Origin of the sequence: Affinundibacterium flavidum, from assembly GCF_014284175.1 — a bacterium.
In the GTDB taxonomy this organism is placed as follows: domain Bacteria; phylum Pseudomonadota; class Gammaproteobacteria; order Burkholderiales; family Burkholderiaceae_D; genus Undibacterium; species Undibacterium flavidum.
The window spans coordinates 59,236-73,491 of record NZ_JACOGA010000014.1; the positions used below are offsets into that span (position 1 = coordinate 59,236).

Below are 14,256 nucleotides of genomic sequence, written 5' to 3' on the forward strand. Positions count from 1 at the left end.
GTTTTTCGCGGCTGTAGCTCAGCTGGATAGAGTACTTGGCTACGAACCAAGGGGTCGTGGGTTCGATTCCTGCCAGCCGCACCAGATTTAAGGGACTAGATGCAAATCTAGTCCCTTTTTTCATTTTGATTACGTTTGATTACGCACTTCTAAGATGTGCGATTGACTGTTATCTAGTAAGAAAACGCATTTGTTTCGCAAAATCATTGCTTTGGATGCTTCATATTTGCGTGACAGTCTGCTATAATTTTGTTTTTCGCGGCTGTAGCTCAGCTGGATAGAGTACTTGGCTACGAACCAAGGGGTCGTGGGTTCGATTCCTGCCAGCCGCACCAGATTTAAGGGACTAGATGCAAATCTAGTCCCTTTTTTCATTTTTGGAATAGGTTTTTGACTAAATTTGAAGTTGAATTTCGGACTTGAGTTTTGATTTAACCAAGCCAAGTCTCTTCGTGCATTCCAGCATTAGATGTTCTCTAATATTCGGCGCAAGCTCCACTCTGCGGGCAGAGGATTTTGTATTGATGAATGAATAGCGTCAACCCCATTTATTTGTATAGAGTCTTCAAACGATTTCACCAAGCGATGTACTAAGCCTGCGTCTGGCAACATAGTGCCTAAAAAGAGTACTTTGTGTTGATATTCAATTAGTATCGTTGGAAAATTTTCTATATCCAAGTCATCCACCAAGTTCGCGTGGTCTTCTATGTCTATCCATGCAAAACATTTATCTTGATGTAGCGCTTGCAAATCGTCGAAGCTATTGCGGTAACTTTGGCAGGTGTCGCACCAAGCTGCACATAGGCAGGTAATCAGCCATTGATTTTCAGTCAGTTTGTTTTGAATGGCGACCAAGTCGTCGCTACAGTAAGTTTTTGTATCCATAGCTTATTTTAACCGATAGAACTTTGTCCTTGCATCTGTCGGGCATTCGGCGAATCAAATTGATATCGAATTTGCGCTGTTAGCAATGCTTGCGACAGGTTAAAATGGCAGTATGACGATATTACTTGCTATTGAAACGTCGACGGATCTTGCTTCTGTCGCATTACTTCATAATCATCACATTACTTGCCGCGATTTGTCGGGGGGGCAAACACATTCTTACGGCTTGCTTCCGGCATTGCAGGAGCTGCTGCAAGAAGCGGGAATCAGTTTGCCTCAAATAGATGCGATTGCATTTGGATGTGGTCCAGGAGCATTTACCGGTGTGCGCACAGCCTGTGGTGTTGTGCAGGGGCTGGCTTTTGGTTTGCAAATTCCAGTTTTGCCTGTAGTTAGCTTGCTGGCGATGGCAGAAGCTGCAAAATTAAAGGAACAAAGCCTAGACTATGTTTGCTGTCTTGATGCTCGCATGAACGAGGTCTACTGGGCGCACTACCGTGTTGACGGTGATGGTTTCTTGGAAATTCACCCACCAAGTCTTAGTGACTTAAATGTCGCATTGGATTATGCGCGGGAAATGAAGTCGACCTTGGTGCTTGGGCACGGTTTGGCTCTAACGGATGAGGATCAAAGCTTGCCCCATACGAGCGTGATGCCACATGCGCAATTTACTTTGCAAATTGCCGAAAGAAATTATCAGTTGGGATTGGCGATTGATGCTGCCCAAGCTCAACCTTTGTACTTGCGAAATAAAGTGGCGCAAACAACTGCCGAGCGAGCCTTGGCGCGTGAGGCTTGAGTCGTGGGAGTCGAGTCTTTATCCGTCGCTGACATGGATCAGTATCGTTTTTGCCGGCTTGGTATAGATGATTTGGACGAAATATTAGCGATTGAGGAGGCGGTTTATACGCATCCTTGGACGCGCGGAAATTTTCTGGATTCGTTTTATGATCGTCATGAAGCATGGGGCATTCGTGATCAACAAGAAAACTTGGTTGCTTACTTTTTTTTAATGCCAGTAGTGGATGAGCTGCATTTGTTAACCTTTGCGGTTGATGCGCAAAAACAGCAACTTGGCTATGCGCATATCATGTTAAAAAAAATGCTGCAGATCGCACAAGAACAGAATTTTTTATCGATTATGCTGGAAGTGCGCGTGAGTAATGTTAGGGCAATTACAATTTATCAGCGTTTTGGATTTCTTGAGATCGGCCGTCGAAAATCCTACTACCCAGCTCACGAGGGACTGCGTGAAGATGCGATTGTGATGCGCATTGAAGCGGTGCCAACATAAAGCATAATTGATTACACTTGAAATGGGGCTTATGAGCAATTTGCATGACTATTATTTGCAGAATTTAGGTATAGGCGAGATTTGGAAAAGTCGAGAGTCTTCTGCGCATGCGAATGATGTGGTTCAAGCAGAGGCAGTAGCTCAGAAAATGCCTTCTGCGCTAACTAGCGAGCATGAATCGACGGAGCGTGAGTCTGCGGATCGTATTGCTGCACCGACTTCATCACCTGTGCAGTTTAAGAGTCGCACAGATCAACATGGGATCGATAGCGCAATACAAGATTGCCAGAAATGCGGTTCGTGTCGGAATTTTGGAAAAACTCAATTTGTTATGGCTCCAATTTCGCCAGATATCTTATTGATTAGCGAGTTTGCTGCACCATTGCAATTAGATGCACAAGAAAAGTTAATACAAAATTTGATGGTGTCGTTGCCGTTACCGTCTGCTGCGAGAAAGGCGATGACGCTTTCTCGTACCTCTATGTTGAAGGCATGCGCACCTGCCTCACCTGAATTGGTAGCCGATATTGACGATGCCGAAGCTTGTCTTCCCTTTTTGCAGCAAGAGATTGAAGTGCTTAGGCCGCGCGCAATATTTGTATTGGGTGAGCGTATCGCTGGGGCACTCCTTGGTCGGTCAGCTGAAAGTGAATTAACAGACTTGCGATCTGCGCGACACCTTTATCAGAATATTCCTGTCTTTGTGACCCATAGTGCGCTAGCATTACTAACAGATCCAAGGCGAAAATCAGATGTGTGGAATGATATTTGTAAGTTAAACGATGCTCTTATTTAGAACTGATTTAGAGTTTATTTAGAGCTTATTTAGAGAAATATCTCATGAATACTTATCAAGATCGTTTTCATCAAGAGTGGTCGCAGCTAAAAGATAAGCATGTCCGTGCTTTAGCTTGGCTATTAACCTCCCCAGATTTGTTAGACAAAAATTCAGCGATTTGGTGGCATCAAATTGGGACATTAGATTTGCCTAATCCTGAGCAGTTGCGGGCATGGTTGTTGAGTCTGGATGCGCATCCGACTGCTTTGCATGAGGCATTGAAAATCCATAAATTTCTACGCCTCGGGCACTATGCGGAAGACCTGCTAGTGTTTTATTTTAACCATGTCGGTTTGCTTTATGGACATGGTGTGCAAGTGCATAATGAGAAAGCGGAAACGATCGGTGAATTTGACTATCTATTATTTACAGAAGGTGGATTGCTCCACATCGAATTGGCGACCAAATTTTACCTTTTTCATCATGCTTCAGATCCAACGAAACCAAGCATTGAAAATCAGCACTCAGCCAATCACTCAGCCAATGTATATGATTATGTTGGCCCTAATTTGAATGACAGTTTAGGTGCGAAGATGCAAAAAATTTTGCAGCGCCAGTTAACTTTGTCTCAGCACGATGCGGCACGAAAATTAATTCACTCTAAGATTGTGGCTGCGCGCGCCTTGATTAAAGGATGGCTTTTTTACCGAAGTTCGGAGCGCCGCCAAGTCGTGCCAGGGATTAATTCAAATCATTGCCTTGGATTTTGGTGGACCATGACTGAGTTTGAGCAGCTAGCCGTTCCGTATGCGCTGAAATTAGATCGTTTGCAATGGTTAGCACCGGCACAGGTGGGCATTGATGAGGTGCTCGATAAACCCTTGATTCTGGATGCCTTGCAAAGGCATTTTCACGTCGATTCCACGCCTGTGATGGTGGCGATCATGAAAAAAAATGGTGGAGTGATGCAAGAGTTTTGTCGTGGTATGGTGGTACCTAACGATTGGCCCGAGCGTGCCGCCCAAATTCAACACTAATTTCAACACCAAATTTAACACTGATTAGATAATGCGAAGAACAGAAAAGGATGCGCTATCGCAGCGCGTCCTAATGTTTTTGTTCTCCAATTAAGGCGACTGAATCAAATATTTTCTGGTTCGCCTTGTGCTTAAGCATGACAGCATACATGGTCGAAGCTACGAATAAGCCAAATATCACGATGATGACATGCGTGTGAAGTTGCAATGAAACCATAATGGCATACAAAGCGAGTAAGACCAAAATCGATAAATTTTCATTGAAATTTTGTACGGCAATTGAATGGCCTGCGCTCATTAAAACGTGACCACGATGTTGCAGTAGCGCGTTCATCGGTACCACAAAAAATCCTGCCAGGCCACCGATAAAAATCAAGAGCGGATAAGCGAACCAGACATTCGTGACAAAAATCATGGTGGTGACGACTAGACCCATCAAGACACCAAGTGGCATGACGGAAAGTGATTTCTTGAGCGGAACGATACGAGCAGCAAAGAGTGCACCGATTGCAATCCCCACCGCAAACACACCTTGCAATTCACTACCTTTGTTCAAAGGCATGTTTAAATTTACTTCCGCCCATTTCAATACGAGGTATTGTAAGGTGGCACCAGCGCCCCAGAATAATGTGGTCACCGCAAGTGAAATTTGGCCTAATTTGTCGCGCCATAATTTTATTGAGCAATGGGTGAAGTCGCGTAAGAGGCAAAAAGGATTCGATTCTTGTTTTTGATATTGCGCGCCAGTGTCTGGAATGTAGCGATTGAAAATTGCGGCAATAATGTAGCAGGCGGTAATTGCTGTGAGCGCAGATTGATTGGTTGTGTGAATGCCGAAATCAATCAAAGGAAAATCGAAGCTTAATAATTTTGCAGAAATCTGCGGGTCAACGAGTTTGCCGCCAAGAACTACGCCCAAAATAATCGAACTGATAGTCAGACCTTCGATCCAGCCGTTGGCGGCGACTAATTTTTCAGCAGGTAATAATTCGGTCAGGATGCCATATTTAGCAGGAGAGTAAGCCGCTGCGCCAAAACCGACGACGCCGTAGGCAATCACGGGATGTACATCCAAAAACATCAAAGCACAACCACCAATTTTGATGAGGTTGGTGAAAAACATCACCTTGCCTTTAGGGCGGGAATCTGCAAATGCACCGACGAAGGCGGCGAGCAGCACATAGGATAAAGCGAAACTCCATTTAAGTAGCGGTGTCATCCATGCCGGAGCTTCCATCGTCGCTAAGAGTGCAATTGCTGCAATCAGGAGTGCGTTGTCAGCCAGTGATGAGAAAAACTGGGCTGCCATAATTGTGTAAAAACCGCGTTTCATTCGTTCTGTTGACCTTTGCTTTTCATATGCTTTGTCTGGCAGGCATGCTTTATACCATGAAATACCTCTGACATCCTTGAAATACCACAAGCAAATCACGCGATGTGTATGTAGTTAGTTGGCTGAGGGGGATATGTGCATGAGTGGAAAAATCCTAATGAAGCTAAAATACTGTGTAAAATATCAGTATTTTCTGTAATTTCTCCGCCGTCAATTTCGGTGCGAAGCGATTGCAATGACCTACTTGCGCTCACTATGGCTAAACAAAAAACAAACTATACCTGTACTGAATGTGGCGGCGTACAAAGCAAATGGGCGGGGCAGTGCCCATCTTGTCAGCAATGGAATACCTTGGTTGAAACTATTGTTGAGGAAGCAGGGAATCGCTTTTCGACTAAATATCAGGGATTGGCGCAGAGCGCTCCTGTTTTGAATTTGGCCGAGATTGATGCCGAAGATATTCCTCGCTTTGGTACAGAGATAGAAGAGTTTGACCGTGTTTTGGGCGGTGGTTTGGTGCCTGGTGGAGTAGTCTTAATCGGTGGTGATCCGGGAATCGGTAAATCGACATTATTGCTACAAGCTTTGTCCAATCTCACCAAAATCAAAAAAGTGTTGTACGTGAGTGGCGAAGAATCTGGCGCACAAATCGCCCTGCGTGCTAAGCGACTTGCCGTGGATGCACGAGGTGTTTCGCTGCAGGCTGAAATTCAATTGGAAAAGATTCTCAATACTTTAGCGGAACATAAACCGCAAGTGGTTGTGATAGATTCTATTCAAACGATGTATTCCGATGCATTAAGTTCTGCCCCTGGATCTGTGGCGCAAGTGCGTGAATGTGCTGCGCAGTTGACGCGCGTTGCCAAGACCATGAATATCACCATGATCTTAGTCGGGCACGTGACAAAAGAAGGTGCCTTGGCCGGACCTCGCGTGTTGGAACATATTGTTGATACCGTCTTGTATTTTGAGGGCGATACACATTCGAGTTTCAGGTTGGTTCGCGCTATTAAAAATCGATTCGGTGCTGTCAATGAACTCGGTGTTTTTGCGATGACTGAGCGTGGTTTGAAAGGTGTTTCAAATCCTTCCGCTTTATTTTTATCACAGCACGACACCCAAGTTGCCGGATCATGTGTCATGGTCACGCAAGAGGGAACGCGTCCACTTTTAGTCGAGATTCAGGCGCTGGTTGATACCTCGCATGCACCGAATGCAAAGCGCCTGTCGGTTGGATTGGAACAAAATCGTCTGGCGATGTTATTGGCCGTGTTGCATCGGCATGCAGGCGTAGCGGCGTTTGATCAAGATGTGTTTATCAATGCCGTTGGCGGCGTCAAAATTACAGAACCTGCTGCAGATTTGGCGGTACTATTAGCGATTAATTCGTCGATGCGAAATAAGCCTTTACCGCGCGGTTTAGTGGTGTTTGGTGAGGTCGGTTTGGCTGGCGAGATCCGGCCAGCACCGCGTGGTCAAGAGCGCTTGCGTGAAGCTGCTAAGTTGGGCTTTTCGATTGCGATCATCCCTAAATCCAATGCTCCGAAACAAAAAATTGAAGGTCTGAAAATCGTCGCTGTTGATCGCATAGACGAAGCCTTAAATAAAATTCGTGACGTGGATGATCTGGTGGATTGATTTTTGCGTTAAATATCTGGCTGATTGGCTGCAATACGCCCGATGCGCATTGATGCAACAGCCAATCAGCTATGAAAGTTGTGTAAACGAAGCGTGTTTATTTTTCTGAATTAACTCAGATCAATAAATAATTATCTAAGCTAATTTGCCTAGATTATTTTTTCGTAATTTTGACTTTTTGTTTGGGTGATAGCACGGTAGGCAAGGCTTTTGGCAGCGTGTTTGGATAATCTCGACTGAAGTGCAGGCCGCGACTTTCGCGCCGAGATAAAGCACTGTTCACGATTAATGAAGCTACTTCGACCAAATTACGTAATTCAAGTAAATTGTTTGAAATTCTGAAGTTGGCGTAATACTCGTCTATTTCTTCTTTTAATAATTGAATTCTGTGTTTGGCGCGTTCAAGTCGTTTGGTGGTTCTGACGATGCCTACATAATTCCACATAAAGCGTCGTAACTCATCCCAGTTATTGGCGATCACCACTTCTTCATCTGCATCTGATACGCGACTCTCGTCCCATGCTGGTAGATCAGGAATCGCGAAACTCTCTTGTTCGGTGATGTGTTGTGCGGCAGCTTTGCCGATTACCAAACATTCTAATAATGAATTGCTGGCGAGACGATTTGCGCCGTGTAATCCTGTATAGGCGGTTTCTCCAACAGCATATAAGGCTGGAATGTCGGTGCGGCCTAAGGTATCAGTGACCACGCCACCGCAAGTGAAATGCACCGCGGGAACCACCGGAATTGCCTGTTTCGTGATGTCTATCCCCAGCTCTAAGCAACGAGCATAAATCGTTGGGAAATGTTCTTTCAAAAATTCTGGCGATTGGTGGCTGATATCAAGCTCAACATAATCGAGACCGCGTTTTTTCATCTCAAAATCGATCGCTCGTGCGACCACATCGCGTGGAGCAAGTTCAGCGCGTTCATCGTGCGCCAACATAAAGCGAGTGCCTGCCGCAGCACCAGCTTCAGGTGGTAATTTCAAAACACCACCTTCGCCACGAACAGCTTCAGTGACTAAAAATGATTTTGCGTAAGGATGGTACAAACACGTCGGATGGAATTGCATAAATTCCATATTCGCGACACGGCAACCCGCACGCCATGCCATCGCGATGCCATCACCTGTTGCAGTATCAGGATTGGTTGTGTATAGATAGACTTTGCCAGCACCGCCAGTCGCCATCACGGTGTGCTGTGCTCCCACGGTATGTACGACCCCCGTTTTGACGTCTTGCACATATAAACCGAGGCAGCGAGGTGTCGCAGAAGTATCACCAATTTTGCTAGAGGTAATGACGTCGATCGCATAGTGATGTTCAAACAAACTAATGTTTGGGTGATTTCTGACCAGTTGTTCTAGCGTGACTTGCACAGCATGGCCAGTTGCATCTGCCGCATGAATAATTCGGCGTTGGCTATGTCCACCTTCGCGCGTCAGATGGAAGCCTAGCTCTGCGTGTTGGTCTTTGGTGAAAGGAACGCCTTGTTCAATGAGCCAGTCAATTGCGGCGCGACCTTGTTCAATGATATTGCGCGTCGCGACTTCGTCGCATAGTCCGCCACCGGCAATAATGGTGTCTTCAATGTGTTGCTCATGACTGTCATGTGAATCGAGTACTGCCGCGATGCCGCCTTGTGCCCAATTGCTTGCACCATCCAATAAAGTGCGTTTTGAAATCACTGCAACTTTATGTGTTTTTGCCAAATGCAATGCGACTGATAAACCCGCTAATCCGCTACCGACAATCGCGACATCAAATTTCATCATGAGAATAAACCGTATAAATTAAATCTTTAAAGAACTCAACTATATGCGATTTCTTTCAATTCATGTGGTAGCTTAGCTGCGTGTTAGGTTTGAATCGTTTGAGAGAAATCTGATTAATCACTTGAATTGGAATTGTTGTAGTGGATTTTTTATGTAAATTGATACCAATAAATCGAGCATAAGAGTGCCGCTTTGGATATGGGTAAATTGATGAGAAAGTGCGTTGTAGATACGGTCGATGCCTTTGAATTGTCTGATTCGCCGCGGTTTTAGGCGTTTTTATTCCTGGATTTCAAAAAAGCATGCAAACTGCTTGACACAATGCGGATCGAATTGATCTAATACCGCATGCAAAATTTCCGCTAGCCCACTATGGATTTAATTCCACTGAGGGTTGAATTAAAAAAGTCGAAATATCATCGTAGTCTTAATTTTTTGTGAGGGGACCGTAAGTGAATAAAACTGAATTGATCGACCATATCGCTAAATCTGCCGATTTATCTAAAGCAGCTTCAGCTCGTGCATTGGATGCATTGATTGCTGCGGTAAAAACAACATTGAAAAAGAACGGTACAGTAACTCTCGTTGGTTTCGGTACTTTCTCTGTCGGCAAACGCGCAGCTCGCACTGGTCGCAATCCACGTACAGGTGAAGCAATCAAGATTAAATCCGCCAAAGTGCCTAAATTTAAGCCTGGCAAAGCTTTGAAAGATGCGGTAAACTAATGCTCTTCGTGATTTGAGAGATCAAATCACTATGTTGTTGATTGTGTCGGGCGCTTAGCTCAGTTGGTAGAGCGGAGCCCTTACAAGGCTTAGGTCGGGAGTTCGAGCCTCTCAGCGCCCACCAGACATCAATAGCAGCAGGAATTTGGAGTGGTAGTTCAGTTGGTTAGAATACCGGCCTGTCACGCCGGGGGTCGCGGGTTCGAGCCCCGTCCGCTCCGCCAACATCTAAAAGGCGAACATTAGTTCGCCTTTTTTTATATTTATTTTGTAGCAAATTTTTCGAATTGATTGGTCAATCATGTTTGAGTATATCCGTACCCATAAACGCATCATGCAAGGCGTGCTGTTGGTGATTATTTTCCCATCGTTTGCATTGTTTGGCGTTGACAGTTTTATGCGTTCGCGCGATGCAAATTCTTCGGTAGCGAAAGTCGCAGGGCAAGCTATCAGCCAGCAAGAATTCGATCAAGCCATGCGTAACCAATTAGATCGCATGAAGCAAGCATATGGCCCAAGTTTCGATGCGCAGATGCTCAATACGCCCGAAGCGCGCCAAGGTGTGCTGGACGATTTGATCGCGCGTAAAGCGGTAACTGCCGAAGCAGTAAAGAGTCAATTGACCGTGACTGAGCCAGCTTTGCAAAAAGCGATTCTGGAAGCGATGGGTTTAAAGGATAGCGACAGTTTCGACAAAGAACGCTACAAGAGCTTGCTGGCGATGCAGGGTATGACTGGGCAGCAATATGATGTCATCATGCGTCAAGACTTAAGCATTCAACAATTGGTTGGTGCGGTACAAAATACCGCGATCAGCTCTAAAACAGTTGCTGACCGTATTGCCTTAATTTCAGAACAAGAACGTGATGTGCAAGCGCTTAATTTCAAAGCAAAAGACTTTGCCGCGCAAGTTAAAGTGACTGATGAAATGCTGCGCGCGTATTACGAAAAAAATGCTAAACAGTTTGAAGTTCCTGAATTGGTCAATGCGGAATATGTGGTGTTGAGCAACGACATCTTGGCTAGCCAAGTAGCAGTTTCCGATGCGGAAGTGCAAGCACATTACGAACAAAATAAAACAAATTACACGACCAATGAACAGCGCCGTGCTAGTCATATTTTGCTGAATTTGAAAAAAGATGCAGCCGAAGCTGAAGTAAAAAGTGTGAGAGCAAAAGCTGAAGCATTGCTGGCACAAGTTCGTAAAGATCCATCGCAGTTTGCTAAATTGGCGAAAGATAATTCACAGGATCCTGGCTCTGCAGAGCGCGGCGGTGATTTGGATTTCTTTGCGCGCGGTGTGATGGTCAAAGCGTTTGATGATGCAGCGTTTAAGTTGAAAGAAGGCGAAATTAGTGGCTTGGTGCAAACTGATTATGGCATTCACATCCTTCAATTGACTGCCATTAAACCAGTGGAAATCAAACCTTTGGATCAAGTCAAAGAACAATTGGTTAGCGACATCAAAAAACAAAAAGCAAGTAAAGCTTATGCCGAAGCAGCTGAGACATTTACCAATACAGTTTATGAACAGGCAGATAGCTTGCAGGCAGTGGCTGATAAATTGAAATTGAAAATCGAAAAAGTGTCCAATTTAAATCGTCAACCTGTACCAGGCATGCCTGCGACGATGATTGCAAACAATCCTAAATTTTTGAGCGCCATATTTTCTGAAGATGCTTTAAAGAAGAAGCACAATATCGAGGCAATTGAAATTGCACCAAATACATTGCTCTCTGGACGTGTGGTCGAATATAAACCAGCTTCTAAGCGTCCGTTTGATGAAGTCAAAGCGGTTATCCAAGCACGAGTTCTGGAAGCTGAAGCATTGATTTTGGCGAAGAAAGCTGGCGAAACAAAATTGCAGGCACTCAAGGCGAATGATGATGTGAATGGTTTTTCAGAAGTGAAAACTATGTCACGCTTGAAGAAACCTGAAATTGCGAACGAAGCATTCTTAGCGGTGTTGAAAGCAGACGTGCAAAAGTTACCAGCATATGTCGGCGTTGAAACTCCAGGTGTTGGTTATGATATCTATCGTATTTCAAAAGTCGCTGCGGGGACCCCAGATCCAGCGCGTCGTGCTAGCGAGTCTCAGCAATTGAATAACTCTGCTGCTCAACAAGATATGTATAGTTATATCGAAGCTTTGAAAAAGAAAGCGAAAGTAGAAATTAACAAAGCTGCACTCAATAGCAAGGCTACCAATAGTGCGCCATAAAATGCGTCATTAAGTGTGTTATTAAGTGCTTCATTAAGCGCTTCATAAGATGCTTGAAAAGTGATTTGAGTTGGAAAAAAGACAGTCTGCGGACTGTCTTTTTTTTCGTCTATCGCTTGATGAAAACATGTGAAACACGCCGCGATTTGTGGCGTTTTTATCGATATTCCGGGCGAATTGACAGAAGAATTGCCAAACAATGAAAAGTTGCTTTGCAATACAGGCTATATTTGATTTGTATCAATGTAGCTCTGTGGAACGATTGTTATCCTGCATCTGTATATTTTAACCGAGTGAGATCATGACTATAAACAATGAAAACACCTACAACTATCGAGTTGTTCGCCAATTTTCTGTCATGGCAGTAGTGTGGGGTGTGGTCGGTATGCTGGTAGGCGTGCTGATTGCAACTCAACTTGCCTGGCCAGAATTTTTATCCGGGATTTCCTGGCTGAGCTACGGGCGATTGCGCCCTTTACATACCAATGCGGTGATTTTTGCATTTGGCGGTTGCGCATTGTTCGCGACTTCGTTTTATGTGGTGCAGCGTACTTGCAATGCCCGCCTATTCGGTGGTCCATTGATTGAGTTTGTGTTTTGGGGATGGCAGTTGGTCATTGTTGCCGCAGCTATTAGTTTGCCTATGGGTTACACCCAAGGTAAGGAATACGCGGAATTGGAATGGCCGATTGATATTTTGATTGCTCTGGTTTGGGTATCTTATGCCGTGGTATTTTTTGGCACCATCATTAAGCGCAAAGTCGAACATATCTATGTCGCGAATTGGTTCTACGGTGCCTTCATTGTTGCGGTAGCGGTTCTGCATATCGTCAACAGTGCAGCGATGCCAGTGTCATTTATGAAATCTTATTCCGCCTATTCTGGCGTCCAAGATGCGATGGTGCAGTGGTGGTATGGTCATAACGCGGTCGGCTTTTTCTTGACAGCTGGTTTCCTTGGCATGATGTACTACTTTGTTCCCAAGCAAATTGGCCGTCCGGTTTACTCGTATCGCTTATCTATTGTCCACTTTTGGGCGCTGATCTTCACTTATATGTGGGCGGGTCCGCATCATTTGCATTACACCGCTTTGCCTGATTGGGCGCAATCGATTGGTATGTTGTTCTCCTTGATCTTGTTGGCACCATCATGGGGCGGCATGGTCAATGGTGTGATGACTTTGTCTGGTGCCTGGAGCAAGTTGCGCTCTGATCCTATTTTGCGTTTCCTGATCGTTTCCTTATCGTTCTACGGCATGTCGACTTTTGAAGGTCCGATGATGGCGATCAAGACGGTAAATGCACTTTCTCACTACACTGATTGGACAGTGGGTCACGTCCACTCCGGTGCATTGGGTTGGGTTGGTTTTATCTCTATCGGTAGTTTGTACTATCTGGTGCCACGTTTGTTTGGTCAGACAGAAATGTACAGCAAGCGTTTGATTGAGATGCATTTCTGGATCGCGACGATCGGCATCGTTTTGTATATCGCTGCGATGTGGATCGCCGGTGTGATGCAAGGCTTGATGTGGCGTGCGGTCAATGAAGACGGTACCTTGACTTACACCTTTGTTGAATCAGTTAAAGCTACGTATCCCTACTATGTGATTCGTTTAGCGGGTGGCGTGTTGTACTTGAGCGGCATGTTGTTGATGGTCTATAACGTCGCGAAAACTATGATGCTGGCCAAGCCTGTGAACAATGCGATTCCTGCATTGCCAGCACACTCTGCACACACAGCTCACGCTTAACCTCGACATCAGGAGAATCACTATGCGTAAATTTACTCATGATTTGATCGAGCGCAATATCGGTCTTATGTTGGTACTGGTTATTTTGACGATCAGTATCGGTGGTATGGTAGAAATCGTACCTTTATTTTTTCAAAAATCGACAACGTCGGCAGTGCAGGGCATGAAGCCATATACCGCCTTACAGTTGGCGGGGCGTGATATCTATCTGCGTGAAGGTTGCTATGGCTGTCATTCGCAAATGATCCGTCCGTTCCGTGCTGAGACCGAGCGTTATGGTCACTATTCTGTGGCAGGTGAATCTGTTTATGATCATCCTTTCCAATGGGGTAGTAAGCGTACTGGTCCGGACTTGGCGCGTGTCGGTGGTCGTTATAGTGATACCTGGCATAAAGATCATTTGACTGATCCACGTTCTGTTGTACCTGAATCCAACATGCCTGCCTATCCATGGTTGTTGAAAGCGACTGTGGATGGCGCTGGAATGGCACCGAGAATGCGTGCAATGCAAACCTTGGGTGTGCCTTATAACGCCGATGAAATTGCAAAAGCTTCTGAAGAAGTTACAGGCAAGACAGAAATGGAAGCTTTGATCGCGTATTTGCAGGTATTAGGCACTGCAATTAAGAACAAGAACTAGGATGACGAAAACCTTTTAGGAGAGTTGACGATGAACTTTACGATCTTAAGCAGTGTGATGACCGTGATCAGCATGATCGCTTTCATAGGCATCCTGTACTGGGCTTTCAGTTCTAAGAACAAAGCCCGTTTTGAAGAATTGGCGCAGTTGCCACAAGATAATGAGAATGGAAAATAGC

13 protein-coding genes and 4 tRNA genes are annotated in these 14,256 nt (G+C 45.0%); 14 read left to right on the forward strand and 3 right to left on the reverse strand.

The features are described 5' to 3' along the window. The first annotated feature begins 7 nt into the window (after positions 1 to 7). Positions 8 to 84, forward strand: a tRNA-Arg gene (locus H8K55_RS15110). Between the two features lie 174 nt (positions 85 to 258). Further along, positions 259 to 335: transfer RNA gene (locus tag H8K55_RS15115), tRNA-Arg, on the forward strand. 130 nt (positions 336 to 465) lie between these two features. Here H8K55_RS15115 and H8K55_RS15120 read toward each other — a convergent pair. After that, positions 466 to 885 (reverse strand): thioredoxin family protein, encoded by a 420-nt coding sequence (locus tag H8K55_RS15120; protein ID WP_186942902.1) that lies wholly within the window; start codon positions 883 to 885, stop codon positions 466 to 468. A gap of 112 nt (positions 886 to 997) precedes the next feature. On the opposite strand from H8K55_RS15120, the gene tsaB reads away from it, so the two are divergent. The 4 genes from tsaB to H8K55_RS15140 are packed head-to-tail and all read left to right on the forward strand — an operon-like array spanning position 998 to position 3,994. Next, positions 998 to 1,684 carry a tRNA (adenosine(37)-N6)-threonylcarbamoyltransferase complex dimerization subunit type 1 TsaB gene (gene tsaB / locus H8K55_RS15125; RefSeq protein WP_186942903.1) on the forward strand — a complete coding sequence of 229 codons (687 nt, stop codon included), beginning with the start codon at positions 998 to 1,000 and terminating at the stop codon, positions 1,682 to 1,684. 3 nt (positions 1,685 to 1,687) lie between these two features. Then, on the forward strand, positions 1,688 to 2,179 hold the full coding sequence (gene rimI / locus H8K55_RS15130) for a ribosomal protein S18-alanine N-acetyltransferase (RefSeq protein WP_329605049.1): 492 nt from the start codon (positions 1,688 to 1,690) through the stop codon (positions 2,177 to 2,179). A 31-nt stretch (positions 2,180 to 2,210) separates the two neighbouring features. Continuing rightward, positions 2,211 to 2,975, forward strand: coding sequence for a uracil-DNA glycosylase family protein (locus H8K55_RS15135; protein ID WP_186942904.1), 765 nt, complete (start codon positions 2,211 to 2,213; stop codon positions 2,973 to 2,975). Positions 2,976 to 3,019: 44 nt separating this feature from the next. Continuing rightward, entirely contained in the window at positions 3,020 to 3,994 is a 975-nt protein-coding gene (locus H8K55_RS15140; protein WP_186942905.1) for a DUF1853 family protein, read from the forward strand. Between the two features lie 70 nt (positions 3,995 to 4,064). Here H8K55_RS15140 and lplT read toward each other — a convergent pair whose 3' ends face one another. Beyond that, complete coding sequence (gene lplT / locus H8K55_RS15145) at positions 4,065 to 5,327, reverse strand: lysophospholipid transporter LplT (protein WP_186942906.1); 1,263 nt, start codon at positions 5,325 to 5,327, stop codon at positions 4,065 to 4,067. Positions 5,328 to 5,582: 255 nt separating this feature from the next. On the opposite strand from lplT, the gene radA reads away from it, so the two are divergent. Then, positions 5,583 to 6,965: a DNA repair protein RadA gene (gene radA / locus H8K55_RS15150; protein WP_186942907.1), complete on the forward strand. Its 1,383-nt coding sequence runs from the start codon at positions 5,583 to 5,585 to the stop codon at positions 6,963 to 6,965. A gap of 154 nt (positions 6,966 to 7,119) precedes the next feature. Here radA and nadB read toward each other — a convergent pair whose 3' ends face one another. After that, the gene (gene nadB, locus H8K55_RS15155; RefSeq protein ID WP_186942990.1) at positions 7,120 to 8,739 is read right to left on the reverse strand and encodes an L-aspartate oxidase; all 1,620 of its coding nucleotides are present in this window, start codon (positions 8,737 to 8,739) and stop codon (positions 7,120 to 7,122) included. Between the two features lie 455 nt (positions 8,740 to 9,194). Between nadB and H8K55_RS15160 the strand changes: the two genes are divergently transcribed. The 7 genes from H8K55_RS15160 to H8K55_RS15190 all read left to right on the forward strand — a co-directional run bounded on the left by H8K55_RS15160 (position 9,195) and on the right by H8K55_RS15190 (position 14,255). Continuing rightward, positions 9,195 to 9,467, forward strand: coding sequence for an HU family DNA-binding protein (locus H8K55_RS15160; RefSeq protein ID WP_186942908.1), 273 nt, complete (start codon positions 9,195 to 9,197; stop codon positions 9,465 to 9,467). 48 nt (positions 9,468 to 9,515) lie between these two features. Beyond that, a tRNA-Val gene (locus H8K55_RS15165) sits at positions 9,516 to 9,591 on the forward strand. 23 nt (positions 9,592 to 9,614) lie between these two features. Next, positions 9,615 to 9,691: transfer RNA gene (locus H8K55_RS15170), tRNA-Asp, on the forward strand. Between the two features lie 77 nt (positions 9,692 to 9,768). Further along, positions 9,769 to 11,688 carry a SurA N-terminal domain-containing protein gene (locus H8K55_RS15175; RefSeq protein ID WP_186942909.1) on the forward strand — a complete coding sequence of 640 codons (1,920 nt, stop codon included), beginning with the start codon at positions 9,769 to 9,771 and terminating at the stop codon, positions 11,686 to 11,688. A 301-nt stretch (positions 11,689 to 11,989) separates the two neighbouring features. After that, positions 11,990 to 13,438: a cytochrome-c oxidase, cbb3-type subunit I gene (gene ccoN, locus H8K55_RS15180; protein WP_186942910.1), complete on the forward strand. Its 1,449-nt coding sequence runs from the start codon at positions 11,990 to 11,992 to the stop codon at positions 13,436 to 13,438. Between the two features lie 22 nt (positions 13,439 to 13,460). Continuing rightward, positions 13,461 to 14,078: a cytochrome-c oxidase, cbb3-type subunit II gene (gene ccoO, locus H8K55_RS15185; RefSeq protein WP_186942911.1), complete on the forward strand. Its 618-nt coding sequence runs from the start codon at positions 13,461 to 13,463 to the stop codon at positions 14,076 to 14,078. Positions 14,079 to 14,108: 30 nt separating this feature from the next. After that, entirely contained in the window at positions 14,109 to 14,255 is a 147-nt protein-coding gene (locus H8K55_RS15190; protein WP_186942912.1) for a cbb3-type cytochrome oxidase subunit 3, read from the forward strand. Position 14,256 lies beyond the last annotated feature (1 nt).

Coding starts and splice junctions, on each gene's coding strand:
- H8K55_RS15140 (WP_186942905.1), top strand. CDS start 3,020: ATGAATACTTATCAAGATCGTTTTCATCAAGAGTGGTCGCAGCTAAAA.
- H8K55_RS15120 (WP_186942902.1), bottom strand. CDS start 885: ATGGATACAAAAACTTACTGTAGCGACGACTTGGTCGCCATTCAAAAC.
- H8K55_RS15135 (WP_186942904.1), top strand. CDS start 2,211: ATGAGCAATTTGCATGACTATTATTTGCAGAATTTAGGTATAGGCGAG.
- ccoN (WP_186942910.1), top strand. CDS start 11,990: ATGACTATAAACAATGAAAACACCTACAACTATCGAGTTGTTCGCCAA.
- lplT (WP_186942906.1), bottom strand. CDS start 5,327: ATGAAACGCGGTTTTTACACAATTATGGCAGCCCAGTTTTTCTCATCA.
- tsaB (WP_186942903.1), top strand. CDS start 998: ATGACGATATTACTTGCTATTGAAACGTCGACGGATCTTGCTTCTGTC.
- H8K55_RS15175 (WP_186942909.1), top strand. CDS start 9,769: ATGTTTGAGTATATCCGTACCCATAAACGCATCATGCAAGGCGTGCTG.
- ccoO (WP_186942911.1), top strand. CDS start 13,461: ATGCGTAAATTTACTCATGATTTGATCGAGCGCAATATCGGTCTTATG.
- radA (WP_186942907.1), top strand. CDS start 5,583: ATGGCTAAACAAAAAACAAACTATACCTGTACTGAATGTGGCGGCGTA.
- nadB (WP_186942990.1), bottom strand. CDS start 8,739: ATGAAATTTGATGTCGCGATTGTCGGTAGCGGATTAGCGGGTTTATCA.
- H8K55_RS15190 (WP_186942912.1), top strand. CDS start 14,109: ATGAACTTTACGATCTTAAGCAGTGTGATGACCGTGATCAGCATGATC.